The 26,452-nt window shown below is 64.5% G+C and carries 24 protein-coding genes; 18 read left to right on the top strand and 6 right to left on the bottom strand.

Going from position 1 to position 26,452, the window contains the following annotated elements; genetic code table 11:
- Positions 1 to 64: 64 nt before the first annotated feature.
- Positions 65 to 1,519 carry an N-acetylglucosamine-specific PTS transporter subunit IIBC gene (gene nagE, locus AB5Y72_RS00655; protein WP_325782484.1) on the bottom strand — a complete coding sequence of 485 codons (1,455 nt, stop codon included), beginning with the start codon at positions 1,517 to 1,519 and terminating at the stop codon, positions 65 to 67.
- Between the two features lie 271 nt (positions 1,520 to 1,790).
- On the opposite strand from nagE, the gene nagB reads away from it, so the two are divergent.
- From nagB to AB5Y72_RS00640, 3 genes are read left to right on the top strand one after another with little or no spacing between them, the layout of a single operon-like run.
- Positions 1,791 to 2,591, top strand: a complete 801-nt coding sequence (gene nagB / locus AB5Y72_RS00650) for a glucosamine-6-phosphate deaminase (RefSeq protein ID WP_209793533.1) — start codon at positions 1,791 to 1,793, stop codon at positions 2,589 to 2,591.
- A 9-nt stretch (positions 2,592 to 2,600) separates the two neighbouring features.
- Positions 2,601 to 3,746 carry an N-acetylglucosamine-6-phosphate deacetylase gene (gene nagA, locus AB5Y72_RS00645; protein ID WP_219143913.1) on the top strand — a complete coding sequence of 382 codons (1,146 nt, stop codon included), beginning with the start codon at positions 2,601 to 2,603 and terminating at the stop codon, positions 3,744 to 3,746.
- A 4-nt stretch (positions 3,747 to 3,750) separates the two neighbouring features.
- The gene (locus tag AB5Y72_RS00640; protein WP_042077322.1) at positions 3,751 to 4,965 is read left to right on the top strand and encodes an ROK family protein; all 1,215 of its coding nucleotides are present in this window, start codon (positions 3,751 to 3,753) and stop codon (positions 4,963 to 4,965) included.
- Positions 4,966 to 5,309: 344 nt separating this feature from the next.
- Here the strand turns inward: AB5Y72_RS00640 and AB5Y72_RS00635 are convergent, their stop codons facing one another.
- From AB5Y72_RS00635 to aspS, 3 genes are all read right to left on the bottom strand, one after another.
- Positions 5,310 to 6,935, bottom strand: coding sequence for a phosphoethanolamine--lipid A transferase (locus AB5Y72_RS00635; protein ID WP_325782485.1), 1,626 nt, complete (start codon positions 6,933 to 6,935; stop codon positions 5,310 to 5,312).
- 304 nt (positions 6,936 to 7,239) lie between these two features.
- On the bottom strand, positions 7,240 to 7,980 hold the full coding sequence (locus tag AB5Y72_RS00630) for a YebC/PmpR family DNA-binding transcriptional regulator (protein WP_042077319.1): 741 nt from the start codon (positions 7,978 to 7,980) through the stop codon (positions 7,240 to 7,242).
- A gap of 104 nt (positions 7,981 to 8,084) precedes the next feature.
- Positions 8,085 to 9,851, bottom strand: a complete 1,767-nt coding sequence (aspS, locus tag AB5Y72_RS00625) for an aspartate--tRNA ligase (RefSeq protein WP_318162907.1) — start codon at positions 9,849 to 9,851, stop codon at positions 8,085 to 8,087.
- Between the two features lie 432 nt (positions 9,852 to 10,283).
- On the opposite strand from aspS, the gene AB5Y72_RS00620 reads away from it, so the two are divergent.
- From AB5Y72_RS00620 to AB5Y72_RS00585, 8 genes are all read left to right on the top strand, one after another.
- Positions 10,284 to 11,132 carry a DUF72 domain-containing protein gene (locus AB5Y72_RS00620; RefSeq protein ID WP_266139546.1) on the top strand — a complete coding sequence of 283 codons (849 nt, stop codon included), beginning with the start codon at positions 10,284 to 10,286 and terminating at the stop codon, positions 11,130 to 11,132.
- Positions 11,133 to 11,465: 333 nt separating this feature from the next.
- Complete coding sequence (gene cmoA, locus AB5Y72_RS00615; protein ID WP_209793528.1) at positions 11,466 to 12,209, top strand: carboxy-S-adenosyl-L-methionine synthase CmoA; 744 nt, start codon at positions 11,466 to 11,468, stop codon at positions 12,207 to 12,209.
- Entirely contained in the window at positions 12,206 to 13,183 is a 978-nt protein-coding gene (gene cmoB / locus AB5Y72_RS00610; RefSeq protein WP_325782486.1) for a tRNA 5-methoxyuridine(34)/uridine 5-oxyacetic acid(34) synthase CmoB, read from the top strand. The genes cmoA and cmoB overlap by 4 nt, the downstream gene beginning before the upstream one ends.
- An 82-nt stretch (positions 13,184 to 13,265) precedes the next feature.
- A complete protein-coding gene (locus AB5Y72_RS00605) occupies positions 13,266 to 14,024 on the top strand; it encodes an ATP-dependent zinc protease (protein ID WP_197068412.1) in 759 nt (252 codons plus the stop codon).
- A gap of 3 nt (positions 14,025 to 14,027) precedes the next feature.
- On the top strand, positions 14,028 to 15,566 hold the full coding sequence (locus tag AB5Y72_RS00600; RefSeq protein WP_219143907.1) for an inactive transglutaminase family protein: 1,539 nt from the start codon (positions 14,028 to 14,030) through the stop codon (positions 15,564 to 15,566).
- Positions 15,567 to 15,569: 3 nt separating this feature from the next.
- Positions 15,570 to 16,535 (top strand): alpha-L-glutamate ligase-like protein, encoded by a 966-nt coding sequence (locus AB5Y72_RS00595; RefSeq protein WP_325782487.1) that lies wholly within the window; start codon positions 15,570 to 15,572, stop codon positions 16,533 to 16,535.
- Between the two features lie 300 nt (positions 16,536 to 16,835).
- The gene (locus AB5Y72_RS00590) at positions 16,836 to 17,750 is read left to right on the top strand and encodes a hydrogen peroxide-inducible genes activator (RefSeq protein ID WP_209793526.1); all 915 of its coding nucleotides are present in this window, start codon (positions 16,836 to 16,838) and stop codon (positions 17,748 to 17,750) included.
- A 115-nt stretch (positions 17,751 to 17,865) separates the two neighbouring features.
- The gene (locus AB5Y72_RS00585; protein WP_209793525.1) at positions 17,866 to 18,315 is read left to right on the top strand and encodes a C40 family peptidase; all 450 of its coding nucleotides are present in this window, start codon (positions 17,866 to 17,868) and stop codon (positions 18,313 to 18,315) included.
- Between the two features lie 51 nt (positions 18,316 to 18,366).
- Here AB5Y72_RS00585 and AB5Y72_RS00580 read toward each other — a convergent pair whose 3' ends face one another.
- Complete coding sequence (locus AB5Y72_RS00580; protein ID WP_042077302.1) at positions 18,367 to 18,660, bottom strand: hypothetical protein; 294 nt, start codon at positions 18,658 to 18,660, stop codon at positions 18,367 to 18,369.
- A gap of 213 nt (positions 18,661 to 18,873) precedes the next feature.
- Between AB5Y72_RS00580 and AB5Y72_RS00575 the strand changes: the two genes are divergently transcribed.
- From AB5Y72_RS00575 to AB5Y72_RS00560, 4 genes are read left to right on the top strand one after another with little or no spacing between them, the layout of a single operon-like run.
- The gene (locus AB5Y72_RS00575) at positions 18,874 to 20,298 is read left to right on the top strand and encodes a coniferyl aldehyde dehydrogenase (RefSeq protein ID WP_325782488.1); all 1,425 of its coding nucleotides are present in this window, start codon (positions 18,874 to 18,876) and stop codon (positions 20,296 to 20,298) included.
- Between the two features lie 8 nt (positions 20,299 to 20,306).
- Entirely contained in the window at positions 20,307 to 20,897 is a 591-nt protein-coding gene (locus AB5Y72_RS00570) for a TetR/AcrR family transcriptional regulator (RefSeq protein ID WP_209793523.1), read from the top strand.
- The gene (locus AB5Y72_RS00565; protein ID WP_325782489.1) at positions 20,887 to 21,393 is read left to right on the top strand and encodes a hypothetical protein; all 507 of its coding nucleotides are present in this window, start codon (positions 20,887 to 20,889) and stop codon (positions 21,391 to 21,393) included. The genes AB5Y72_RS00570 and AB5Y72_RS00565 overlap by 11 nt, the downstream gene beginning before the upstream one ends.
- A gap of 17 nt (positions 21,394 to 21,410) precedes the next feature.
- A complete protein-coding gene (locus tag AB5Y72_RS00560; RefSeq protein ID WP_042077294.1) occupies positions 21,411 to 22,595 on the top strand; it encodes an iron-containing alcohol dehydrogenase in 1,185 nt (394 codons plus the stop codon).
- Between the two features lie 6 nt (positions 22,596 to 22,601).
- Here AB5Y72_RS00560 and cysM read toward each other — a convergent pair whose 3' ends face one another.
- Entirely contained in the window at positions 22,602 to 23,492 is an 891-nt protein-coding gene (gene cysM / locus AB5Y72_RS00555; RefSeq protein WP_209793520.1) for a cysteine synthase CysM, read from the bottom strand.
- 153 nt (positions 23,493 to 23,645) lie between these two features.
- On the opposite strand from cysM, the gene AB5Y72_RS00550 reads away from it, so the two are divergent.
- The 3 genes from AB5Y72_RS00550 to AB5Y72_RS00540 all read left to right on the top strand — a co-directional run bounded on the left by AB5Y72_RS00550 (position 23,646) and on the right by AB5Y72_RS00540 (position 26,371).
- Complete coding sequence (locus tag AB5Y72_RS00550) at positions 23,646 to 23,903, top strand: GNAT family N-acetyltransferase (protein WP_219143900.1); 258 nt, start codon at positions 23,646 to 23,648, stop codon at positions 23,901 to 23,903.
- Entirely contained in the window at positions 23,893 to 24,477 is a 585-nt protein-coding gene (locus AB5Y72_RS00545; RefSeq protein ID WP_325782492.1) for a nucleotidyltransferase family protein, read from the top strand. The genes AB5Y72_RS00550 and AB5Y72_RS00545 overlap by 11 nt, the downstream gene beginning before the upstream one ends.
- Before the next feature lie 70 nt (positions 24,478 to 24,547).
- On the top strand, positions 24,548 to 26,371 hold the full coding sequence (locus AB5Y72_RS00540) for a SulP family inorganic anion transporter (RefSeq protein ID WP_325782494.1): 1,824 nt from the start codon (positions 24,548 to 24,550) through the stop codon (positions 26,369 to 26,371).
- The last annotated feature ends 81 nt before the right edge of the window (positions 26,372 to 26,452 follow it).

The raw sequence follows: 26,452 nt of genomic DNA, 5'->3' as shown, positions 1-26,452 counted from the left end.
CCCGAGGCGGGGCCCTTAGTTATGTCAACAATGGACTTAGACTTGAGGTGAGCGAGTCGCTCGATTAACGCAGGGCTTTCATCTCACCGGCGATGATCTCGGCCAATGGGCCCAGAATCACCTGCAGGTTCTGCTCACCGAGCTTGACCACACCGGCCGCGCCCAGGGCTTTGAGCTTGCGCTCGTCGACGATGCTGCGGTCTTTCAGGGTCAGACGCAGACGGGTGATGCAGGCGTCGATGGTCACCAGGTTGTCCTGGCCGCCCAGCACTTCCAGATACTGCTTGGCCAGCTCGGTGCGGTCGGTAGTTTGAGCCTGTACCGGCACGGCTTCGTCGTCTTCACGACCCGGGGTCTTCAGGTTGAACTTGGCGATCACGGCGCGGAAGACCACGTAGTAGAGGCCGAAGAACACCAGACCCTGTACCAGCAGCATGTACCACTGGGTGGCCAGCGGGTTGCGGCTGGAGAGCACCATGTCCACCAGACCGGCGCTGAAGCCGAAGCCGGCGATCCAGTGCATGCTGGAGGCGATGAACACGGACAGGCCGGTCAGCAGGGCGTGGATGACGTACAGTACCGGTGCCACGAACATGAAGGAGAACTCGAGCGGCTCGGTCACCCCGGTGAAGAAGGCGGCAAAGGCGGCGGCGATCATGATGGACGCAACCTTCTCTTTGTTCTCTTTCTTCGCGCTGTGGTAGATGGCCAGCGCGGCACCCGGCAGACCGAACATCATGATGGGGAAGAAGCCGGCCTGGTACATGCCGGTCACGCCCACGACGGCCTTGCCGGCGTCGATGGAGGATTGGCCACCCAGGAAGTTCGGGATGTCGTTGATGCCGGCCACGTCGAACCAGAACACGGAGTTCAGGGCGTGGTGCAGACCGACCGGGATCAGCAGGCGGTTGAAGAAGGCGTAGATGCCGGCACCGGTGGAGCCCAGGCTCACGATGGATTCACCGAAGGAGACCAGGCCACCGTAGATGACCGGCCAGACCGCCATCAGGATGAAGGAGACGACGATCATCACCACGGAGGTCACGATCGGCACCAGACGACGGCCGGAGAAGAAGGCCAGCGCCTTGTGCAGCTCCACGCTGCTGAAGCGGTTGTACAGCTCGGCCGCGATGACACCGCACAGGATGCCGACGAACTGGTTGCTGATCTTGGCGAAGGCTGCCGGTACCTGGTCGGCCGGGATGCCCTTGATCTGGGCCACGGCGCCCGGGCTCAGCAGGGTGGTGACCACCAGGAAGCCGACCAGACCGGCCAGCGCGGCGGAGCCGTCTTTATCCTTGGACATGCCATAGGCGACGCCCACGGCGAACAGAATGGGCATGCTGTCGATGATGGCGGCGCCCGCCTTGATCAGAAACGCAGCCAGAGGGCTTCCGCCACCCCAACCGTTCGGGTCAATCCAGTAGCCAATCCCCATCAGAATCGCTGCGGCAGGCAATACCGCCACCGGCACCATCAGGGCACGGCCGATCTTTTGCAAATAACCGAGAATGTTCACGGTTCCTCTCCTTAGTTGGTGTTTTTCTAGAAATTAAGTGCTTATCACGTTCGACGCATAAGCCATCAAGGCTTGATTGGCAGTCTAGGGCTTTTATTTCGCTGCGCAAATTAATAAACCCACATTCGTGATCATTATCACTCATCAGACATAAAGGTAGCGGATAGATGTGGCTTAGTTCGCAATCTTTATTTACGCTATAAAACAACTTGGATGTGTCTTTTAGTCTTGCCGTCAATAGACAGCTGCAACCCGTACAGAGGTATATAGAATGCGCCTGATCCCGTTGAAGTCTGCCAGCCAGGTGGGTCTCTGGTCCGCCCGTTACATCGTCGACCGCATCAATGCGTTCAAACCGACCAGCGATCGCCCCTTCGTGCTGGGTCTGCCCACCGGTGGCACGCCGCTCAACACCTACAAGCGCCTGATTGAACTGCACAAGGCCGGCGAGGTGAGCTTCCAGAACGTGGTCACCTTCAACATGGACGAGTACGTGGGGCTGCCCAAGGAGCACCCGGAGAGCTACCACAGCTTCATGTACAACAACTTCTTCAACCACGTCGACATTCGCCCGGAAAACATCAACATCCTCAACGGCAACGCGCCGGATCTGGTAGCCGAGTGCCAGCGCTACGAGGACAAGATCAAGTCCTACGGCAAGATCAACCTGTTCATGGGCGGGGTCGGCAACGACGGCCACATCGCCTTCAACGAGCCGGCCTCATCCCTGGCTTCCCGCACCCGGGTCAAGACCCTGACCGAGGACACCCGGATCGCGAACTCCCGCTTCTTCGGTGGCGACATGGAGCAGGTGCCCAAGCTGGCGCTGACCGTGGGCGTGGGCACCCTGATGGATGCCGAAGAGATCCTGATCCTGGTGATCGGTCATGCCAAGGCCCAGGCCCTGCAGGCCACGGTGGAAGGCAGCGTCAACCACATGTGGACCATCTCCACCCTGCAGCTGCATCCGAAAGGCATCGTCGTGTGTGACGAGCCCTCCACCATGGAGCTGAAGGTCAAGACGGTGCGCTACTTCCAGCAGCTGGAAGCCGACAACATCAAGCACCTCTGAGGAGCCGCCATGTACGCTCTGACTAATTGCACTATCTACACCGGCAGCTGCGTGCTGACCGGTTATGGCGTGGTGATCGATGGCGACCAGATCGTCGCCATCTCACGCCGGGCCGAGCTGCCCGCCGGCATCGAGCAGATCGACCTCAAGGGCGCCAACCTCAGCGCCGGCTTCATCGACGTCCAGCTCAACGGCTGCGGCGGCGTCATGTTCAACGGTCACATCACCGCTCAGACCCTGGCCACCATGCAGGCGGCCAACCTGAAATCCGGCACCACCAGCTTCCTGCCTACCCTGATCACCAGCCCGGATGCGGACATGAAGCAGGCCGTCGCCGTCACCCGCGACTACATGGCCGCCCACCCCAACGAGGTGCTGGGTGTCCACCTGGAAGGGCCCTACACCAACCTCAAGCGCAAGGGCATTCACCCGGCCGAGCAGATCCGCCAGCCCGCCGACGAGATGATCGACTTCTTCTGCGACAACGCGGACGCCATCGCCAAGATCACCCTGGCGCCGGAGCGCAACAAGCCCGAGCACATCCGCCGCCTGGTGGAGGCCGGCATCCTGGTCTCCGCCGGCCACACCGCCGCCAACTACGACCAGGCCATGGCCGGCTTTGACAACGGCATGCGCTTTGCGACCCACCTCTACAACGCCATGACCCCGACCCTGAACGGTCGCGAGCCCGGCGTGGTCGGGGCCATCTATGATCGCAAGGATGTCTATGCCGGCATCATCGTCGACGGCCACCACGTGCATTGGGCCAACGTGCGCCTGGCGCACAGGATGCTGGGGGAGCGGCTGGTGCTGGTCACCGATGCCACCGCCGCGGCCGGGGCACCGGAAGGCTTTGAGCAGTTTGATTTTTGTGGCGCAACCGTCTATTTCCGCGATGGTCAGTGCGTCGACGAGAATGGTACACTCGGCGGCTCCGCCCTCACCATGATCGAAGGGGTGGAAAATCTGGTCAAACAGGTCGGATTGCCGCTCGACGAAGCACTGAGAATGGCCACCCTTTACCCCGCGCGCGCCATTGGATGGGACTCACGTCTCGGTAGTATCCAGGTCGGAAAAATTGCCAACCTCACCGTCTTTGATCAGGCCTTCACGGTCTGCGGGACCGTGGTTAACGGACACTACACAACACAGTGACACTATGACTGGCGGACAAATAGCAAACGTAGATCTTATCAAGCAGGTGAACAGTGCGGTCGTCTATCGGCTCATCGACCTGCAGGGGCCCATCTCGCGGGTCAAAATTGCCGAGTTGAGTCAGCTGGCCCCGGCCAGCGTGACCAAGATCACCCGGCAACTGATCGAGCATGGCCTCATCAGGGAGACGTCACCCCAGGCATCGACCGGCGGACGGCGCGCCATCTCCCTGACCACCATCAAGCATCGCTTTCATTTTGTCTCCGCCAAGCTCGGTCGCGGCTATCTGCAGCTCTCCTTGTACGATCTCGACGGCAAGGAGCTCGATCAGCACGTCACCCAGGTGACCGAGATAGAGCAGCAACCCGTGATCGACATGCTGCTGCGGGAGATCGGCGCCTTCATCGACGCCAACAACGACCGCAGCCGCAACCTCATCAGCATCGCGCTCACCATGCCGGGCCTGGTCAACCCGGAATCCGGCATGGTCATCTACACCCCCACCTACCAGATCCGCAATCTGGGGTTGGCCAAGCTCCTGGAGCACCACTTCAACCTCCCCTGCTACGTGGGCAACGACACCCGCTCCCTGGCGCTGGCAGAGCACTTCTTCGGCGAGTCCCGCGACTGCATGGACTCCATCCTGGTGAGCGTCCATCAGGGGACGGGATCGGGCATCATCACCAAGGGCAAGGTGTTCCTCGGCCAGAACCGCAACGTCGGCGAGATCGGCCACATCCAGGTCGAGCCCCTCGGCAAGCGCTGCCACTGCGGCAACTTCGGCTGCCTGGAGACCATCGCCTCCAACGAGGCCATCGTCGACAAGGTGAAGGAGCTCATCAGCCGCGGTCACCTGAGCTCGCTGCAGGAGAAGCACATCACCATCCAGGAGGTGTGCAAGGCGGCCCTGGCCGGGGACGAGCTGGCCCGCAGCGTGATCGAGAACGTGGGGGAACACCTGGGCCGCGCCATCGCCATCACGGTCAACCTGTTCAACCCGCAGAAGGTGCTGATCGCCGGCGAAATCACCGCCGCCGAGGAGATCCTGATCCCGGCCATCCGCCGCTGTGTCGAGCACCAGTCCCTGCCAAGCTTCCACCGCGGCCTGCCCATCGTAAAGGCGCGCTTCCAGAATCAGCCCACCATCGGCGGCTTCGCCCTGGTCAAGCGCTCCCTGCTGGAAGGGGATCTGCTGCAGATCATCATGGAGCAGAAGTAAGGCTTCACCTTGCAAACCAAAACGGCAGCCAGTGGCTGCCGTTTTTTATTGATGGATGCTTCGAGCGTAGGTTCGATTAGCCGCGTAGCGGCGTAATCGGACGCCGTGGCTCACCCCGCCCGGCACGGCTTGAACAGATCCAGCTTGCCGTTACAGGCCTCGGTCTGCACATTCAGGATGCCGAGCATGGTGCGGGGCAACTGGTTGTCGTGTTCCATCCATCCGACTCACCCCGCTCTACATGGCTTGAACAGATCCAGCTTGCCGTCATACACCTGGGTCTGCACGTCCATGATGCCGAGCATGGTGCGGGGCAACTGGTTGTCGTGTTTCATCCATCCGACTCACCCCGCTCTACATGGCTTGAACAGATCCAGCTTGCCGTCATACACCCGGGTCTGCACATCCATGATCCCCAGAATTGAATGGAACAGGTTGTCGTGGGAGAAGCGCTTGCTGCTCGCCTCCTGCTGCAGGCAGTCCAGGTTCAGCTGGCGATCCGCCTGCAACTGGGGGGAGAACCAGGTCAGGAGCGGCACCCGGGTCTGATCGTCCGGCGCAAACTTGTAGGGAGTGCCGTGCAGGTAGAGCCCCATGGCCCCGAGGGATTCACCGTGATCCGACAGATAGACCAGGCCCACATCGTATTGGTCTTCCAGGGTCTTGAGCTTGTCGATCAGCTGGGCCAGCACCTTGTCGGTGTAGCGTATGGTGTTGTCATAGGTGTTCACCAGCTCCTCGTTGCTGCAGTTCTCGATGTCGCTGCGCGGACAGTCCGGCAGGAAGGCGCGGTCGGCGGCCGGGTAGCGTCGATAGTAGGTCGGACCGTGGCTGCCCATCAGGTGGAAGGCCACCAGCTTGCCGCCCTGCCCGCCCCGCATCCCGGCGATCTGCTCATCCAGCCCCTGCAGCAGGACCTCGTCATGGCAGGCATCCCCCTCGCAATATTGCGGGAAGGCCTTGGGCTCGATCTCTATGGTGGGCACATGCTTGCACACCCCCTTGCAGCCGCCGTCGTTCTCCTTCCAGAGCACGGAGACGCCGGCGTGTTGCAACACGTCCAGCAGGCCGTCCCTGGACTTGGCCAGGGTCTCGTCATAGCCGCGCCGCGTCAGGTTGGAGAACATGCAGGGCACCGAAACCGCGGTGGCGGTGCCGCAGGAGCGCACGTTGCGAAACGAGACCATGCCCGATTCCCTCGCGGTGAAGCTGTTGGTGGCCTTGCCGTAACCGTTGAGGGAGTAGTTCTGGCTGCGGGCCGTCTCCCCCACCACCAGGAACATCAGGGTCGGCTTGCCGCCCCTGGCCGTGATCCTGGCGTCGGTACCAATCTGCTCATAGGGAATGGGGGTCGCGAAGAGGATGTCCCTGGCATAGCGATAGACGCCGCGCACATAGTTGGAGGGCACTATCTCTTTGACGATGTTGTGGTTGTTGCGCCCGACCGAGGCGTAATCCTGATAGTAGAGGGCGGCGACCCCGAGCAGGAACAGCAGGGAGAGGCTGATGCCCCCGAGGCGCATGCCCAACCCCTTGTACCAGCGGCTCGGGTACTCCACCCGGATCCAGAGCAGGCAGAGCACCGGCAGCACGCCGGTGAGCAGGAACCAGAGCACCACGGAGCCGTTGAGGTAGGAGCCCGCCTCCCCGCTGTTGGTCTCGACCACGTTCTGCACCATGCCCACATCGAAGATGATCCCGTATTTGAGCATGGCGTAGCTGGCCAGGGAGCCGGTCAGGATCAGCAGGGTGAAGAAGGGCTTGAGCAGATACTTGAAGGTGAACGGCAGGAAGACGGCGTTGAGCGCGGCGATCAGCACGAAGGGAATGGAGAGCGCGAAGCCCGCCTTCACATGCTCGAGGGCGCTGAGGATCCGGTAAAAGTGCAGAAAGATGGGCCAGTTGAACACCAGTGCAAACAGCAGCACCAGCAACAGATTGACCTTGATCACTCCCAGAGTGGGACGCATAGAGAGACTCCGACAAACCAGTGATTCCTGAAGCCTTGCAAGGAGGCTCCGTTGTGCGCATCCCCTCCCTCTTCCCGAGCGGAGTGATGACCGGAGCGGCCAGGATGCAAGCTGATCCTAGAGGGGCAAACTTAAGCGGACATTAAGGGGGGGCGCGAAGCAAAGCGGGCGTTGGCAGAGTCTGGCGGATAAAAAAACGGCAGCCGGTGGCTGCCGTTGTTGGTGCAGGTTGCGAGGCCGGCGCTCAGGGGCGTTGCCGCCTCGCCGAAGGAGGATGCCGCCATTGCGGCCCTCCAGGGCGGGTTTACAGGGTTGCCGCCACTTCGTCGGAGATGGAGCCGTTGTGGTACACCTCCTGCACGTCGTCCAGATCTTCCAGCATGTCGATGAGGCGCATCAGCTTGGGGGCGGTCTCGGCATCCAGCTCAGCCTCGGTGGAGGCGATCATGGTCACTTCGGCGCTCTCGGGTTTGAAGCCGGCGGCTTCCAGACCGTCCAGCACGGTGCCGAAGTCGTTCGGGGTGGTGTACACCTCTATGGTGCCATCCTCTTCGGTCACCACGTCGTCGGCACCCGCCTCCAGGGCGGCATCCATCAGGGCGTCTTCATCGGCGCCCACGAAGGTCAGTACGCCCTTCTTGGTGAACAGGTAGGCCACGGAGCCATCGGTCCCCAGGTTGCCGCCGCACTTGCTGAAGGCGTGACGCACTTCGGCCACGGTGCGGTTGCGGTTGTCGGTCAGGCACTCCACCATGACGGCGGAACCGGCCGGGCCGTACCCTTCGTAGACGATGGTCTCGAGCTGTTCGCCGTCACCACCGCCGGCGCCACGCTGGATGGCACGGTTGATGGTGTCGCGGGTCATGTTGCTGGTCAGGGCCGCCGCCACCGCCGCACGCAGGCGCGGGTTGTTGGCAGGATCCGCATCACCCAGACGCGCGGAGGTGGTGATTTCGCGGATCAGCTTGGTGAAGATCTTGCCGCGCTTGGCGTCTTGCGCCGCCTTGCGGTGTTTGATGTTGGCCCATTTACTGTGACCTGCCATAGGGACTCTCCGTTATAGTTTGAAATTTCAGTAACACAGGTTGCGACTGCGCGAGGGAAAACGGGAAAGGCCGCATCGCTGCGGCCTTCGGTGCCTGTGAAGGCTTATTCGTCACCCTTGACGGTGGTCGCAATCGCCAGCTCGCCCAGTTGGGCCGGGTTGGCAAAGCTCGGGGCGTCCGTCATCAGACAGGCGGCCGCGGTGGTTTTCGGGAAGGCGATGACATCCCGAATGTTGTCGGTGCCGGTCAGCAGCATGCTGAGGCGATCCAGACCGAACGCCAGGCCGGCGTGAGGCGGGGTGCCGTATTTGAGGGCATCCAGCAGGAAGCCGAACTTCAGGCGCTGCTCGTCCGGGGTGATCCCCAGGATGTCGAACACGGTGGCCTGCATCTCGCTGTTGTGGATACGCACTGAACCGCCACCCACTTCGTAGCCGTTGATCACCATGTCGTAGGCGTTCGCGTAGGCACCCAGGGGGTTGGCCTTGAGCTCGCTCGGGCCCAGGTTGCTCGGCGCGGTGAAGGGGTGGTGCATGGCCGCCAGACCGCCTTCGCCGTCTTCCTCGAACATGGGGAAGTCGATGACCCAGAGCGGCTTCCAGACGTTTTCCACCAGACCCAGATCGCGGCCCACCTTGAGGCGCAGGGCGCCCATGGCGTCGCACACCACTTTCTTGGAGTCGGCGCCGAAGAAGAGGATGTCGCCGTCGGCCGCGCCGGTGCGGGCCAGGATCTCGCGCACGATGGCGTCGGAGAGGAACTTGGCCACCGGGGACTGCACGCCCTCGAGGCCGCTGGCCGCGTCGTTGACCTTCATCCAGGCCAGGCCCTTGGCACCGTAGATGCCGACGAACTTGGTGTACTCGTCGATCTGCTTGCGGGACAGCTCCGCGCCGCCCGGGACTTTCAGGGCTGCGACGCGGCCTTTCGGATCCTTGGCGGGGCCCGCGAACACGGCGAACTCCACCTCGGTCAAGAGGTCTGCCACGTCCACCAGCTCCATGGGCAGGCGCAGGTCCGGCTTGTCGGAGCCGAAGCGGCGCATGGCCTCGTCGAAGGTCATGATGGGGAAGTCGCCCAGATCCACGTTCAGGATGTGCAGCCAGAGCTTGCGGATCATCTCTTCCATGATCTCACGCACCTGGGGCGCGGTCATGAAGGAGGTCTCCACGTCGATCTGGGTGAATTCCGGCTGGCGGTCGGCACGCAAGTCTTCATCGCGGAAGCACTTGACGATCTGGTAGTAGCGGTCGAAGCCGGACATCATCAGCAGCTGCTTGAACAGCTGGGGGGACTGCGGCAGGGCGTAGAACTTGCCCTTGTGCACGCGGCTCGGCACCAGGTAGTCGCGGGCCCCTTCCGGGGTCGCCTTGGTCAGCATGGGGGTCTCGATGTCGAGGAAGCCGTGCTCGTCCATGAAGCGGCGCACGAAGGCACTGGCCTTGGCGCGGGTCTTCAGGTATTTGGCCATCTCGGGACGGCGCAGGTCCAGGTAGCGGTACTTGAGGCTCACCTCTTCGCTGTTGACCTGGTTGAAGTCCAGCGGCAGCGGCTCGGCACGGTTGATGATGGTGAGCTCGTGAGCGAACACCTCGATGGCACCTGTGGCCATGTCGCTGTTGCGCTGGGACTCGGGACGGGTGCGCACCACGCCGGTCACCTGGATGCAGAACTCGCCGCGCAGCTCGGAGGCCAGGGCGAAGGCGTCCGGCTTGTCCGGATCGAAGAACACCTGCACGATGCCCTCGCGGTCGCGCATGTCGATAAAGATGAGGCCGCCGAGATCGCGACGACGATGGACCCAACCGCACAATGTAATGGTCTGCCCGGCATGGGCCTCATTGACCTGTCCGCAATAGATAGAGCGCATGGACTTCTTCCTTCGAAATGGTAGAGAGACGGTTCATCTTGAGTCGCCGGGCACGACTGGCAAGCACCGTCCGTATCACAGCTGGCCAGATCCTGCTTCTTGCCCGGTTTGAAATCAGTCTCGTGTCATCCGGCTTCCCTGAGCCGGAATCTGGCCGCCAAGGCAGGCTGGTCCCCCGCTCCCGGCAGGGATGACGAGTGGGCGAGAAGCCATCGGCAAGCGTCGTTGTCTGGCCACTGCCGGGCCGCGATCACCGTCACCCGAGGGGCACGGTCGCGCGCATCACGACAATCTGGCAAACAAAAGGGTTGGCATTATAGAGGAAAACCTCCATTTGGGTAAAATGGCCCGCAGCCCCCTTTACCCTGTTTTTTGTTGTTCTGGCGCAAAAAGGGGGGATAAACGTGCGCCAAGCTGCCGACAGGAACCATCATGAGCCTCTATTTGGGCCTGCCCCAGTGGTCGCATCCGGCCTGGCCCGGTCAACTGCTGGGGATGGGCGCCAGGCCCGTCGAGCACCTCGCCCACTACGCCCGGGTGTTCAACACAGTGGAGGGCAACACCACCTTCTACGCCTCGCCGACCACCGAGACGGTGCGGCGCTGGGCCGATGCGGTGCCTGACCACTTTCGCTTCAGCTTCAAGTTTCCGAAAGAAATCAGCCACCAGAGCGATCTGGTGAGCGCGGACAAACAGGTGGTGGCCTTTATCCGCCTGCTCGAACCACTGCACCCCAAGCTCGGGCTACTCAAGCTGCAGCTGCCCGCCCGTTTCGGGCCCGACGGGCTTGCCCGCCTGACCGCCTTCCTCGAGCGGCTGCCGAAAGACTTCAGCTATGCCCTCGAGGTGCGCCACCCCGATTTCTTCGCCAAGGGGGAGGCGGAGCGCGCCCTCAACCGGATGCTGATGGAGAAGGGGGTGAACCGCATCATGCTCGACAGCCGCCCGCTCTTCTCGGTGCCCGCCACCTCGGCCGCCCTGGTGGACGCCCAGGGCAAGAAACCCAGGTTGCCGGTCCACCTGCTGGCCACGGCAAACAACCCTGTAGTGCGCCTGATAGGTCTGCCTCAACCCGAGGACAATCACCCCTTTTTGCCGTCCTGGTTGCCCCATTGGCAACAATGGCTCCGGGAGGGCAAGGATCTCTACCTCTTTGTCCACACCGCCGACAACGCCCGGGCCCCCGAACTCGCACGGCAGATCAGCCGCCTGCTCGGCCAGGAGATGGCCCCCTGGCCAGGAGAAAACGATCGCGCGCACCAGGGTGTGCTGCCCTTTTGAGCGGCGCTCTCCCCGCCCCTTCCCCGACGCTAAAAAAAGCCGTTTTTTTGTGGCCCCACGGGGCTTGGCGTCAAGACAAACGCCGACCTTTCCTCTACACTAGCGCCCCAAGTAAGGTCCCGGCCCTGGGTGCAGGCAATGCGCTGCCCACCAGTGCCCGGCACCAAGGCAGGGCCCGGACCATGGCCCGTTGCGAGCAGGGCAAGCCCGAAGGATCCCGGAGCAAGCCACCCCGTTCGTCAACCGGTGACGACGCCATTTCGATGCCCGTCTACCCAAGATTCAATTGAACAAAGCAGCCGTGGACCCCACCGGCTGCCAGGTTGCGTCAGCATGCACGATCAGATTTTTGCCGCCCCCATCGCCCGTCTGGGAGACTTCTGCTTTGACGAGCAGGTCGTCGACGTCTTCCCCGACATGATCCAGCGCTCGGTGCCCGGTTACAGCAACATCATCTCCGCCATCGGCATGATGGCCGCCCGCTACGCCCAGCCCCAGAGCCGCCTCTATGACCTCGGCTGCTCCCTGGGCGCCGCGACCCAGGCCATGCGCCGTCACGTCAATCAGCCCGGCTGCCGCATCACGGCGGTGGATCTCTCCCACCCCATGATAGAGCGGGCCCGCGCCCACCTCTCCGGCTTCAAGTCCGAGGTACCGGTGGAGCTCATCGAGGCGGACATCTGCGACATCGCCATCGAGAACGCCTCCGTGGTGGTGCTCAACTTTACCCTGCAGTTCGTCGCGCCCGAGAAGCGGGCCGCCCTGATCCAGCGCATCTTTGACGGCCTGCGCCCCGGCGGCATCCTCATCCTGAGCGAGAAGTTCCGCTTCGATGACGAGCAGGTCAACGAGTTGCTCATCGACCTGCACCTCGACTTCAAGCGGGCCAACGGCTACAGCGAGCTGGAGATCAGCCAGAAGCGCACCGCCCTTGAGAACGTGATGCGCACCGACACCCTGGCGGTCCATCAGGCGCGCCTGCGGGACGCCGGTTTCACCCATCAGGATCTCTGGTTCCAGTGCTTCAACTTCGGCTCCATGATCGCCATCAAAGCCAGCGACCCGACCCAGCCATGATCGACTTCGCCAACTTCTATCAACTGATCGCCAAGAACCGGCTGAGCCACTGGCTGCACACCCTGCCAGCCCAGCTGCACGCCTGGCAGCACGACAACCAGCACGGGGATCTGCCGCGCTGGAGCCGCGCCCTTGCCAAGTTGCCGATCATGCCCCCCGGACAGATCGAACTCAAAGAGCGGGTCGCCATCGGCGGGGCCGAGAGCCTGGGCGAGGGGGAGCGCAAGAAGACCGAGAGCCTGCTGCGCCAGCTCATGCCCTGGCGCAAGGGCCCCTTCCATGTGCACGGTATCCACATCGACACCGAGTGGCGCTCCGACTGGAAGTGGGATCGGGTGCTGCCCCACATCAGCCCCCTCGAGGGGCGCTATGTGCTGGACGTGGGCTGCGGCAGCGGCTATCACCTCTGGCGCATGGTGGGGGAAGGGGCGAAACTGGCTGTCGGCATAGACCCCAGCCCGCTCTTCCTCTGCCAGTTCGAGGCCATTCGCCACTTCGCCGGCAACGACCAGCGCGCCCACCTGCTGCCCCTCGGCATCCAGGAGCTGCCGGCACTGCGGGCGTTTGACACCGTCTTCTCCATGGGGGTGCTCTATCACCGCAAGTCCCCCATCGAGCACATCGAACAGCTGCGCAACCAGCTGAAAGACGATGGCGAGCTGGTGCTGGAGACGCTGGTGGTGGACGGCGACGAGAACGAGGTGCTGGTGCCCGCGGATCGCTACGGCAAGATGCGCAACGTCTGGTTCCTCCCCTCGAGCGCCGCCCTCAAGCGCTGGGTCGAGCGCTGCGGCTTCACCGAGGTGCGCATCGTCGACGAGAATATGACCAGCATCGACGAACAGCGTCGTACCGACTGGATGATTAACGAATCCCTGAGTGATTATCTGGACCCAGACAATCCCGCACTCACGGTCGAAGGATACCCGGCACCCAAGCGTGCCGTACTGATCGCCAGAAAGGCCAAAGACTAGCCGATGGCGGCTGTGGAAGTTACACTGACCCAATTCCAGGAAGCACAGTTAAATGAATGACATGAAAAGCAAATTAAAAGGAATGACCCTGCTCTCCCTGCTCAGTCTCGGCGGGTGTGTCAGTATGGAAAAAGCCCCCCCGGTCCCGACCCTGACGCTGGCCGAGCTGCGCAACGAGATTGCCCTGAGCGAGCAACGCCTGCAAACATCCATGGAACAGCAACAGAAGCAGTACGTGCAGCAACAGCACCTGCTGGTTCAGCTCAACACCGATGTCACCAACATGAAAGAGTCCGTGAACAAAGTCGACAGCAAGCTCGATCAACTGCCGCCAGAGCCGCCCAAGGCCATGCCCATCCCCACCGAGAAGTGCCCAGCCCCGAGCCAGGGTCACACGGTAGACGGCAAGCTGCTGGTGGGTGAAGCCGAGTGGATCTGGGTTGACGCCGCCAACGACGCCTTCCAGGCGCGGGTCGATACCGGTGCCACCACCTCCTCCATCAGCGCCCAGGAGATCACCATCTTCGAGCGCAACGGCAAGAACTGGGTGCGCTTCTTCCTGAGCCACCAGGAGATGGACGACAAGATCCAGATCGAGGCGCCCCTGGTGCGCCACGTGCGGGTGCGCCAGGCCTCCGCCGACGACCTCGACCGCCGTCCCGTGGTGCGCCTCACCGTGCGCATCGGCGACATGACCGAGAAGGCCGAGTTTACCCTGAAAGACCGCAGCGACATGACCTTCCCCGTGCTGCTGGGCCGTGAGTTCCTCAAAGACATCGCCGTGGTCGACGTGGCCCGCGAATATATCCAACCCAAACCCAAGCTCAAGGATGTGAAATAATCCATGGTTTCCCGTAAGCCGTTCTATCTGCTGGTCGCCCTGTTGTTCATCGTCGGCCTGGGAATGACGTTTTATCACCATGTCGCCCTGGACGTGCCCCTCACGCCCGGTGAAAAACGTCAGATCTGGTCCATCGAGGCCAAGCTCGAGTTCGAGGCGACCGGCGAGCCCGTCATCGCCTCCCTGGCCATTCCGGGCACCCAGCCCGGCTTCACCCTGATGAACGAGAACGCCGCGAGCCCGGGTTATGGCCTGTCGTTCGTGGAAAAGGACGGGGATGCCCGCGCCGAGTGGTCCATCCGCAGTGCCTCCGGCCGCCAGGAGCTCTACTACCGCGTCGACATGATGGCGGATGCCCACGCCAAGCCGGCCGCAAATCCGCAGCCGCCCGCCATCGAGAAGCAGATCGAGAGCGAGCCTTACGCCACCGCCATGAAGCAAATCCTGGAGCGCGCCCAGGAGCGTTCCGCCGACGGCTACACCCTGACCCGCGAGATCATCAAGGAGATCGAGAAGCAGGAGCAGAACGCCGAGCTGCTGAAATCCCACAAGAGCCGTGCCAACCTGATCGCCGAGCTGCTGAACAACGCCGACGTCCCGGCCCGCGTCGTCCATGCCCTGAGCCTGGAAGATGGCCGCCGCCGTCAGGAGCTGGTGGACTACCTTCAGGTGTTCAACAGCCCAACCGACTACAAGCTGTTCAACCCGCAAAGCGGTGAACAGGGTCAACCGGCCAACCTGCTGCTGTGGGAGTACAACTCCGGTGCCCTCTTGGACGTTACCGGCGGCCACAACTCCCGCGTCACCTTCTCGATGATCGAGCAGGAGCAGCCGGTGAACGTGGCCCTGGCCCAGAAGTTTGAAAAATCGGAGATGATGAACTTCTCCATCCACAGCCTGCCCCTGGAAGAGCAGGCCCTGTTCAAGGGGCTGCTGCTGATCCCCATCGGCGTGTTGATGGTGGTGTTCCTGCGGGTCATCGTGGGGATCAAGACCTCGGGCACCTTCATGCCGGTGCTGATCGCGGTCGCCTTCATCCAGACCTCCCTAGTCACAGGTCTCATCGGCTTCCTGCTGATCGTCGGCACGGGTCTGGTGATCCGCTCCTACCTCTCGCGGCTCAACCTGCTCCTGGTGGCGCGGATATCGGCGATCATCATCATGGTGATCTCGATGATCGGCATCTTCTCGGCCTTCGCCTTCAAGCTGGGGCTGACCGACGGCATGAAGATCACCTTCTTCCCGATGATCATCCTCTCCTGGACCATAGAGCGCATGTCCATCCTGTGGGAGGAAGAGGGCCCGAAAGAGGTGTTCCGCCAGGGCGGCGGCTCCCTGCTGGTGGCCGTCATCGCCTACCTCGCCATGGACAACGAGCTCATCCGTCACCTCACCTTCAACTTCCTCGGCCTGCAGCTGGTGCTGATGGCGACCGTGCTGTTGATGGGCAACTACACCGGCTACAAGCTGAGCGAACTCAAGCGCTTCAAGCCGCTGGTGGACGAGATGAAGTCTGGTGCCACCCCGGGTAAGGACAAGTAACAGATGTGGTTCTGGCAGAAATACACCAGTCCGTGGAGCCTGTCCCAGGCAGGCATCCTCGGCATGAACAAGCGCAACCACTCCTACATCAGCCGCTACAACCCGCGCCGTCTCTACCCGCTGGTGGATGACAAGCTCAAGACCAAGCGCATCGCGCTGGACGCCGGGGTGACGGTGCCGGAACTGATCGGCACCATCCGCGAGCAGCACGACGTGGGCCGCATCACGGCGCTGGTCAAGGAGTGGCCGGGCTTCTGCATCAAGCCGGCCCGCGGCTCCGGCGGCAAGGGGATCCTGGTGATCCTGCGCCAGGAGGACGGCCTCTTCTACAAGCCCAACGGCAGCGCCTGCAACGGCCAGGATCTGGAGCGCCATGTCTCCAACATACTGGCGGGCCTCTATTCCCTGGGCGGCAAGCCCGACGTGGCGCTGGTGGAAGGGCTCATCAACTTCGATGACGTGTTCGACGGCTACTCCTTCGAAGGGGTGCCCGATGCCCGGGTGATCATCTTCAAGGGGTTCCCGGTGATGGCCATGATGCGCCTCTCCACCTCGGCCTCCGACGGCAAGGCGAACCTGCACCAGGGCGCCGTGGGGGTGGGTCTGTGCCTGCGCACCGGCCGCGCCCTGCGGGCGGTGCAGTTTGGCAATCCGCTGCGCCACCACCCGGACACCGGCCTGGATCTCTACGAGCTCAAGGTGCCCCACTGGGACACCCTGCTGACGCTCGCAGCCTCTTGCTACGAGATGTCGGGCCTGGGCTACATCGGCACCGACATGGTGCTGGACAAGTTCCGCGGCCCCATGCTGCTGGAGCTCAACGCCCGCCCAGGCCTCGCCATCCAGATCGCCAACGGCCGCGGCCTGGTGCCGAACCTCAAGACCATAGAGAAGCTGGGCCAGGTCAAGATGAACGTGGAGCAGCGGGTCAACTTCGCCAAGGATCACTTCGGCATCTTCGACGAGTAGGCGATGACATCGTCCTTCCCTTGCAAAAACGCGCCCCTGGCGCGTTTTTTATGGCCGCTCCGCACCGGAGCCGGGGAAGGCCGATCCCCGTCACATCCCGTGGCGGCGCCCCTTCAACGACACGGCGCGAGGGGATAAGCTCCAGACGGGGGTAGCTGCCACGACCGCCCCGGGCGGGCGCCATCCCCCAGTTCCGTGAGGCACTGCGCCTGCCAGGAGGGTACCTAATGTCGGCGACAAAGCGGTCTCTCGATGGTAGATTAATCAAATCAAATAGATAGCATCGATCGGGTTTCTCCTATGCAACGTTGGCCCAGCCTGAAACAGCTGCAATATCTGGTCGCTCTGGACGAGCACAAGAACTTCAACCGCGCCGCCAAGGCCTGTCATGTCAGCCAGTCCACCCTGAGTACCGGGATCCAGACCCTGGAGGACATGATGAACCTGCAGCTGGTGGAGCGGGATCACAAGAGCTTCATCATGACGCCAGTCGGCATGGAGATAGTGGCGCGGGCGCGCAACCTGCTCTCCGACGCCCGGGATCTGATGGAGCTGGGGCAGCAGCAGGGGGGCGTCATGCACGGTACCGTCCGGCTCGGCTGCATCCCCACCATAGCCCCCTTCCTGCTGAGCAAGCTGCTGCAGGTGTGCGGCAAGGCCTATCCGGATCTGGAGCTGCTGCTGCGGGAAGACACCACCACCAACCTGCTCAAGCAGCTGGAGCAGGGCCAGCTCGACCTGCTGATCCTCGCCCTGCCGGTGGAGATCGGCGGCTTCCACAGCAAGATGGTGGGCATAGATCCCTTCCATATGGTGATGCCCTCCCACATGGCGGCGGGGCTGCACATGCCGTTCGACTACAAGGAGCTGCCCAACCAGAGCATCTTCCTGCTGGAGCGGGAGCACTGCCTGACCGAGCACGCGGTGAGCGCCTGCCGGCTGAGGGACAAGAGCAAGATCAACCCCTTCGCCGCCACCAGCCTGCACACCCTGGTGCAGATGGTGGGCGCGGGCCTTGGCACCACCTTCCTGCCCCAGATGGCCATAGATGCCGGCATCCTCGACAACTCGGATCTGGTGGCCATCCCCCTGCCCGGGGAGAAGCCCTATCGGGAGATAGGCCTGGTGTGGCGCCCCAGCACCACCCGGGTGCAGACCTTCTACAAGATTGCCGAACTGCTCACCCCCCTCATCAGCCCCAAGGCGGCGAGCTGAGGCCGGGATTGCCGGCGCCCCCTGCTAGGGGCGCCAATCCGCTATGCAGCCGTCATTCAGGTTCCAGGCAGGATCATCGTCTATGATGAATCCCGAACCCTATCAAGGAGTTGAGATGTTTCGCACCTTGCTGCTGTCCCTGCTGGCCCTGCTTGTCACCGCCTGCTCCAGCACGCCGGAGCCGCCCCCCCCCGCGCGCCAGAGCAGCGCCTTCGACAGCTTCTATCAGCAGTGGCGCGGCGTCCCCTATCGCATGGGCGGTTCGGATCGCGCCGGTCTCGACTGCTCCGCCTTCACCCAGCTCGCCTACAGCCAGGTGCTGGGCTTCACCCTGCCCCGCACCACGGAATCCCAGGCCAGCCTCGGCCGCCCGGTGGACAGATACCGGCTGCAGCACGGGGATCTGGTCTTCTTCAAGACCGGCTGGCAGCAGTACCACGTCGGGGTCTACACCGGGGCCGGAGAATTCATCCACGCCTCCACCAGCAAGGGGGTGATCCGCTCGCGCCTCGACAACGTCTACTGGAACAGCCGCTACTGGCAGGCCCGCCGCCTGATCCAATAGGCGATCCCCAACAGAAAAGGCCCCTCGGGGCCTTTTCATGTAGCTGCCGGTTCAGTGCTTGCGGTGCCAGCGGGGCGAGGTGGCACGCTCCCCCCAGGGGGTCGTGCAGGGCAGCAGGGCCCCCTCGATGACGCCATCATGACTCGCCAGCGCCAGGGCTATCTTCTCGTGGAGCAGGCGCAGCAGGTTTTTCTCCTGCGCCGCCAGGGAGTGGCCAGCGGCGAAATACTCCCGCTGATGCTGCAGCGCCAGCTTCTGGGCAAATTCATAGGTGGTGAAACTGTCCGGCATGCGCGCGATCACGTCGTCCAGCCGGGCCAGCAGGCAGTGCAATTCCCTGGTCATGTGCGGTTCTCCCTCTGAGTCGATGAGTCACAAATACCCCTTATTGGATATACAACCAATCGACATGCCCCAAAACTGTGGCCTCGAGCACAGTTCCACGGAAAGAGGCCCGCCCTCGGCCCACCCCGTGTCGCCAGCCGGTTTACAAGTTGGCAACGACCCGCTAGATTTGGACCGACTAATCAGTCGGTCATTTTATGCGCGGAGCCTGCCATGACCCCTCCTCTCTCCCCACCGGACAAATTCTCCCTGCCCGAGCAGCTGATCCGCCTCAGGCAGGCCTGTCAGGCCAACCCCATGCCGAGCCTGGCGCAGCGCCGCACCTGGCTGCTCGGGCTCAAGGGGGCGCTGCTCGCCCAGCGGCAGGCTCTGTGCGACGCCCTGGCCCTGGACTACGGCCAGCGCAGCGGCTATGACAGCCTGATCGCCGACATCCTGCCCTGCGTCATGCAGATCGACTACAGCCTGAGACGGCTCAAGGGCTGGATGAGGCCGGAGCGTCGCCACGCGGGCCTGCTGCTGGCGCCTGCCAGGGTCGAGGTGCACTACCAGCCCCTCGGCGTGGTCGGCATCATGGTGCCCTGGAACTTCCCGGTGATGCTGAGCCTCGGCCCCCTCATCACCGCCCTGGCCGCCGGCAATCGCGCCATGATCAAGCTCTCCGAGTTCACCCCCCACTCCAATGCCGTGCTGCGCACCCTGCTGGAGACGGTGTTTGACGACGACGAGGTGGTGGTCATCGAGGGGGACGCCGGGCTCGCGGCCGCCTTCAGCACCCTGCCCTTCGATCACCTGCTGTTCACCGGCTCCACCGCGGTGGGGCGCATGGTGATGGCCGCCGCCGCCCCCCAGCTCACGCCGCTGACCCTGGAGCTCGGCGGCAAGAGCCCCTGCCTCATCGCCCCCGACATGCCCCTGGCCCTGGCGGTGGAGCGGGTGATCTTCGGCAAGAGCCTGAACGCCGGCCAGATCTGCGTGGCCCCCGACTATGTGCTGCTGCCCAGGGGGCAGGAGCAGGCCTTTATCGAGGCCTATCAGGCGCACTTTCGCCGCCTCTACCCCAAGGGACTGGATAGCCCGGACTACGGCTCCATCATCAACGCGGTCCAGTATGAGCGGCTCACCACCTGGCTGGACGAGGCGAGGCAGGCGGGCGCCCAGGTGCACCCCTGCGCGACGCCCGCCCGGGATGACGGCGCCCACCGGCTGGTGCCCCACCTGCTGACCGAGGTGCCCGGCCACTGCCAGGTGATGCAGCAGGAGATCTTCGGCCCCCTGCTGCCCCTGGTGCCCTACGACGACATCGACGAGGCCATCGCCTATGTGGCGGCACGGCCCCGCCCGCTCGCACTCTATCTGATGAGCCTGGATGAGACGCTGCAGCGCCGCCTCATCCGGGAGACCCACGCCGGGGGCATGGCCATCAACGAGAGTCTGTTCCAGGCGGCGGCGGACGACGCCCCCTTCGGCGGCCTGGGCCCCTCCGGCATGGGTCACTACCACGGTCGCGAGGGCTTCCTCACCTTCTCCAAGGCGAAGACGGTGCTGCGCCGCGGGCGCTTCAGCACGGGCAGCCTCATTCACCCCCCCTATCGGCGCTGGTACCAGCGGCTGATGATGGCCCTGCTCCTGCGCTAGGAGGCGACATGCGAGACCCCATGACCGACAAACGCCGCCAGATCCTGGAGGCCGCCCTCGCCCTGTGCGCCGAAGACGGCCTGCAGGGTGCCGCCACCGCCCGCATCGCCAAGGCGGCCGGGGTCGCCAACGGCACCCTGTTTCACCACTTTCCCAGCAAGGAGGTGCTGATCCAGAGCCTCTATCAGGAGATCAAGGCGCGCCTGGGCGCCGCCATCAGCGAGGCCGACCCCGCGCTCCCCCTCGAGGAGCAGGCACGCCACTACTGGGGCCAGGCGATGGCCTGGATGCAGGCCCACCCCAGGGAGCTCAGGTTCGTGCTGGGCTTCTTCCACTCCCCCCTGCTGGCCCGCCCCCTGCGCAGCCAGATCCTGGGGGAGACCCTGCCCTTCCTGCCGCGCCTGCTGGCCCAGGGGCAGGCTTGCGGCCAGCTGACGCCGGCGCCCCCCGTCCTGATGCTGGAGGTGTGCCAGAGCCAGTTTCTGGCCTGCGCCTCCCTGTTCGTGGATCAGCCGGAGCTCGGGAAGGACCCCCACTGGCAGGAGAGCGCATTCACCCTGTTCTGGTCCGCCATCGCGGGAGGCCGCCATGGGCACTGAGCCCCTGCTCGTCACAGGCAGGCGCCTCTGGATGGGGGGCCTGCTCTGGATCATCGGCCGCACCCTGTGCCGCGCCGCCCGGGTCGACGAGGCGGTGCGCCGCGAGCTCGCGCCCCTGCCGGACGGCCTTGTCATCCGTCTGGAGGTGAGCGGCATGAGACGGGGGCTGACCCTGCACAAGTCGGGGGGCCGCTGGCAGAGCGGCGCGGCGCTCGATTCCGGCGGGCTGCCCCCGCTGCGAGTGCGCTTCAAGCACCCCGCCGTCGCCTTTCGCGTCCTCAGCTTTCGCCTCGGCATCAATCAGGCCTTCTGCGAGAACCGGCTGCAGGTGGAGGGAGATCCCGGCGCGGCCATGCACCTGGTGCGGGCGCTGGAGCAGCTGCAGGCCCTGATCCTGCCCGCCGTCATCGTGCGGCCTCTGCTGCGCCACTACCCGCACCCGCCCCGCAAGCTGGCACGGGCCTGCCACATCTACCTGGGTCTGTTGACCGGTTGAACACGAAGAGGAACACCATGAGCCGCTATTACGATTTCTTCTGCCCGGTCAAACTGATGGCGGGGGAGCAGGCGCTGGAACAGCTCCCGGACGAGCTGATGGCGCTGGGGGCGCGCCGCCCGCTGCTGCTCACCGACAAGGGGGTCGGCGGCACGGGCCTGGCCAACCTGCTGGCCGGGGTGCTGGCCGAGGGGGGGCTGCCGGTCGCCGCCATCTGGGACGAGATCCCGGCCGACTCATCCACCGCCGTGGTGGAGCGGATCGCCGCCCGGTGGCGGGAGCTCGGCTGCGACAGCCTGGTGGCCCTGGGGGGCGGCTCCGTCATCGACACCGCCAAGGCGGTCAATATCCTGGTCACCCTGGGCGGGGAGCGGCTGCTGGATCACGCCGGGGCGGGCTGCCTGACCCGGCCCCTCAATCCCCTGGCGGTGGTGCCCACCACGGCGGGTACCGGCTCGGAGGTGACTCTGGTGGCGGTGATCAGGGACGAAGGGAGCGGGCGCAAGGTGCCCTTCACCTCCCCCTTCCTGCTGCCCCGGCTGGCGGTACTCGACCCCCGCCTCACCCTGGGGCTGCCGCTGCCCATCACGGCCGCCACCGCCATGGACGCCATGACCCACGCCATCGAGGCCTTCATCGGTAACGGCAAGAACCCGGTCAGCGACGCCCTGGCCCTGATGGCGGTGGAGAAGATAGCCGACGCCCTGCCCAGGGTATTGCAGCAGCCGCAGGACAAGCGCCTGCGGCTGCAACTGGCGGAGGGCTCCACCCTGGCGGGCATGGCCTTCTCCAACTCCATGGTGGGACTGGTGCACGCCCTCGGCCACAGCCTGGGGGCGCGCTGCCACCTGCCCCACGGCCTGTGCATGAACCTGTTTTTGCCCACGGTGCTCGACTACAACAGGCCCGAGATCGATGAGGAGCTCGCCCGGTTGCTGCTGCCGCTCGCGGGACCGGAGCGCTTCGCAGCGACCCCACAGGCGCTGCGACCCCAGGCCAGCCTGGATGCCCTGAACCGCCTGCGGGACCACCTCTGGCAGACGGTGGGGTTACCGCGCACCCTGGCGGAGGCCGGGGTGACCGACCGCTCACTGCTCACCGAGATACGGGATCTCGCCATCGACGACGGCGCCCTGCTCTACAACCGCAAGGACGCGGACAGGGACCAGTTGCTGGCCCTGCTGGAGCGGGTGTGGGCCTAGCGGGGATCAGGGCGCCGGAGTGAAGACCCCGGTGGAGAGGTAACGATCCCCCCGATCGCAGATGATGGCCACCACCACCCCCTGTTTGAGCTCGGCCGCCACCCGCAGGGCACCGGCCACGGCGCCCCCCGAGCTGACACCACAGCAGATCCCCTCCTCCCGGGCCAGGCGGCGCATCGTGGCGAGGGACTCGTCGAGCGTCACGTCCAGCACCCGATCGACCCGCGCGGGCTCGAAGATGGCGGGCAGATAGGCCTCGGGCCAGCGGCGGATGCCGGGGATCTGGCTCCCCTCGGCCGGTTGCAGGCCGATCACCTGCACCGCCGGGTTCTGCTCCTTGAGGTAGCGTGAGACCCCCATGATGGTGCCCGTGGTGCCCATGGCCGAGACGAAGTGAGTGATTGCCCCCTCGCTCTGGCGCCAGATCTCGGGGCCGGTGGAGAGGTAGTGGGCATCCGGGTTGGCGGGGTTGTTGAACTGATCGAGTACCAGCCCCTCCCCCCGCACCTGCATGGCAAGGGCGAGATCCCGCGCGGCCTCCATGCCATCGTCCACCAGCACCAGCTCGGCACCATAGGCCTGCATGGCGTCGCGCCGCTCCTGGCTCATGGTGCGCGGCATGATGAGCCGCATCCGGTAGCCCCTGGCCGCCGCCACCATGGCCAGCGCTATGCCGGTGTTGCCCGAGGTGGCCTCGATGAGGCGGGCCCCGGGCGCTAAGTGACCACTCGCCTCAGCGCGCTTGATGAGGTTCAGGGCCGGCCTGTCCTTGACCGAGCCGGCGGGGTTGTTGCCCTCCAGCTTCACCAGCAGGGTCACGTCGGGATAGGGGTTGATGCGGCGCAGCGCCAGCAGCGGGGTGTTGCCGATCAGATCTTCCAGGGTGGCGAAGGCCATGGGGATCCATCCTCTGTCAATGTTCTATACCTTGCCTTGCGACCATTCGCAGGCTGGCCAGTGTAAGCGAGCCCGCCACGGCGGCAAAGAATGACATTGGCAAAGCGTGCCCGACATGTTCTGATCCCCCCATTCACCCAGAGAGGAGCCAAGATGAGCGACATTCTTCACCAGGCCGATCAGCAGCAGTTTGTCTGCACCGTGGACGGCAAGCTCGCCCGCCTCGCCTATCGCAGGCTGGACGCAGTCACCGTCGAAGCCTACAGCACCCAGGTGCCCGCCGAGCTGCGCGGACAGGGCATCGCCGACCGCCTGGCCCGCAACTTCTACGACTGGACCCAGGCAGAGGGGCTGACCATAGTGCCGACCTGCAGCTACATCGACGTCTGGTTGCGCCGCAATGCCGGCTGAGACAGGGGCGGCCCGAGAGGCGCACCTCCAGGCACAAACCGAAGCCCTGCTGCGGGTGGATGACCGGCGCATGGATTGCCTCCGGGCTGCGCGGGAGCTGGCCCTGCCCGACTGGGCGCTGGGGGCGGGGTTTGTGCGCAACCTCATCTGGGATCACCTGCATCGCAAACCGGCGCCGACCCCCCTCAACGACATCGATCTCATCTATCTGGACAGTGCTGATCCGACTGGATTGAAGGAGGCCGATCACGAAGCCTGGCTCAGCGCCCGCCTGCCTGAGCAGCGCTGGGAGGTGCGCAACCAGGCCCGCATGCACCTGCGCCAGCGGGTGCCTCCCTTTGCCAGCTCGCTCTCGGCCCTCGGCCACTGGGTGGAGGTGCCCACCTGCATCGGGGTCAGATTGCTGGCAGACGACGGGTTTGAGTGGCTGGCCCCCTACGGCTTTGCCCCCAACTGGTCCCTGCAGGTGGACCCCAACCCCCGCTGTCGCCAGGAGAGCCGGGTCTTTACCGAACGGGTCAGGGCCAAGGGGTGGCAGCAGATCTGGCCTGACCTGGTCGTGAACTGGCCATGACCGGATTGCAATATTTTGACAACCTTGGGCACACTAAGGAAAAGCTGTTTGTAACTCAATGGGTTAAATAATGCGCGACTTCTTCTCTCTCGAACGCTGGCTGCCGGGGCTCGCCGCCCTGCTGCAATACCAGCGGGCCTGGCTGATGCCGGATCTTCGCGCTGGCCTGTCGGTGGCGGCCGTGGCACTGCCCGTGGCCATCGCCTATGCGGAGCTCGCCGGGGTGGGCGCCATCGTCGGCCTCTACTCCTGCATCCTGCCCATGGTGGTCTACGCCCTCTTTGGCACCTCCCGCCAGCTGATCGTCGGCCCGGACGCCGCCACCTGCGCCGTCATCGCCGCCGTGGTGACGCCGCTCGCCGCCGGCGATCCCACCCGCCAGTGGCAGCTGGTGATGACCATGACCGCCATGACCGGCTTCTGGTGCCTCATCGCCAGCCGCTTCAAGCTGGGGGTGCTGGCGGACTTCCTCTCCCGCCCCATCCTGATGGGGCTGCTCAACGGGGTGGCCATCACCATCATGGTGGGCCAGCTCTCCAAGATCTTCGGCTTCACCTTCGACGAGCGCTACCTCATCGAGCGGATCCTCAACGGCACCGACTACCTCACCCAGACCCACCTGCCGACCCTGGCCATGAGTCTGGTCGCCCTGCTCACCCTGCTGCTGGCCAAACGCTACAAGCCGGCCTGGCCCTCCTCCATGGTGGCCATGGTGGTGACGGCGGCCCTGGTGTGGGCCCTCAATCTCGGCCAGTTCGACATCGCCACCCTGGGGACCATAGGCTCGGGCCTGCCCGCCTTCCAGATGCCGGAGTTCCCCCCCGGCCTGATGCGCGAGCTGGTGTTGCCCGCCCTCAACCTCGCCATGGTGAGCTTCGTCTCCATGATGCTCACCGCTCGCAGCTTCGCCGCCAAGAACGGCTACGAGATCGATGCGGACAAGGAGTTCCGGGCGCTGGGCATGGCGAACCTGGCGGCCGCCGCCTCCCAGGGCTTTGCCATCAGCGGGGCGGATTCGCGCACCGCGGTCAACGATGCCAACGGCGGCAAGAGCCAGCTGGTCTCCATCATCGCCGCCGCCGTCATCGCCCTGGTCACCTTCTACCTGACGGCGCCGCTGCAATACATCCCCACCGCCGCCCTCGGGGTGGTGCTGGTGATGGCCTCCCTGTCGCTGACCGATTTTCGCGGTCTCTGGGCCCTGCGCGACTCCGACCGCGCCGCCTTCTGGCTGGCCCTGGTCACCTTCGTCAGCGTGCTGGCCATGGGGGTCATTCCGGGGATCACCCTCGCGGTGCTGCTGGGCTTGTTCCAGTTCCTGCGCAACGTGATGCGCCCCACCGACCAGCTGCTCGGCATGGACGACGAGGGGGTGGTGCGCACCCTGGGGGACAACGAACAGGCCAAGGCCATTCCCGGCATCCTGGTCTACCGCTTCAACTCGCCGCTGACCTACTTCAACGCCCCCTACTTCAAGCGCCGGGTGCTGGCGCTGCTGGTACAGGATCCCCGCAGCCCCCAATGCCTGGTGGTGGATGCGGTGGCCTGCTTCACCCACCAGGACATCAGCGTGATGACCATGGTGGGGGAGCTGCACAAGGAGCTCAGGCGACGGGGCATCCACATGGTGATGGCCGGTCGCCACAGCCAGATGACCCACTGGCTGCAGCAGGCGGGGATCCGGGTCGGCGACGAGGGCATAGTCCTGTGCCCCGACATGTACCAGGCGCTGCGCCTGACCCGCTGCTACCGGGAGCCTGTGTTCAGGGATGACGAGGTGATGGAGAGCACCACGGACGCCCTGCTCACCCGCTGGCCGCGGGACGACGAGCTGCCCGATTCGGCGCGCCTCACCCATCCCTGCGAGCAGGAGGCGGGCGCCACCCCGGTCTGACACGGCGGGCCGGCGCCCTCCCGAGCGCCGGCCCGCACTCGCTTCCCCGAGAGCAGGATTGCACCCCGCCCCCGCTTGGTG

This window comes from Aeromonas sp. R7-4 (assembly GCF_040908055.1).
Classification (GTDB): Bacteria; Pseudomonadota; Gammaproteobacteria; order Enterobacterales; family Aeromonadaceae; genus Aeromonas; species Aeromonas sanarellii.
This window is presented reverse-complemented; position numbering and strand designations above follow the sequence as displayed.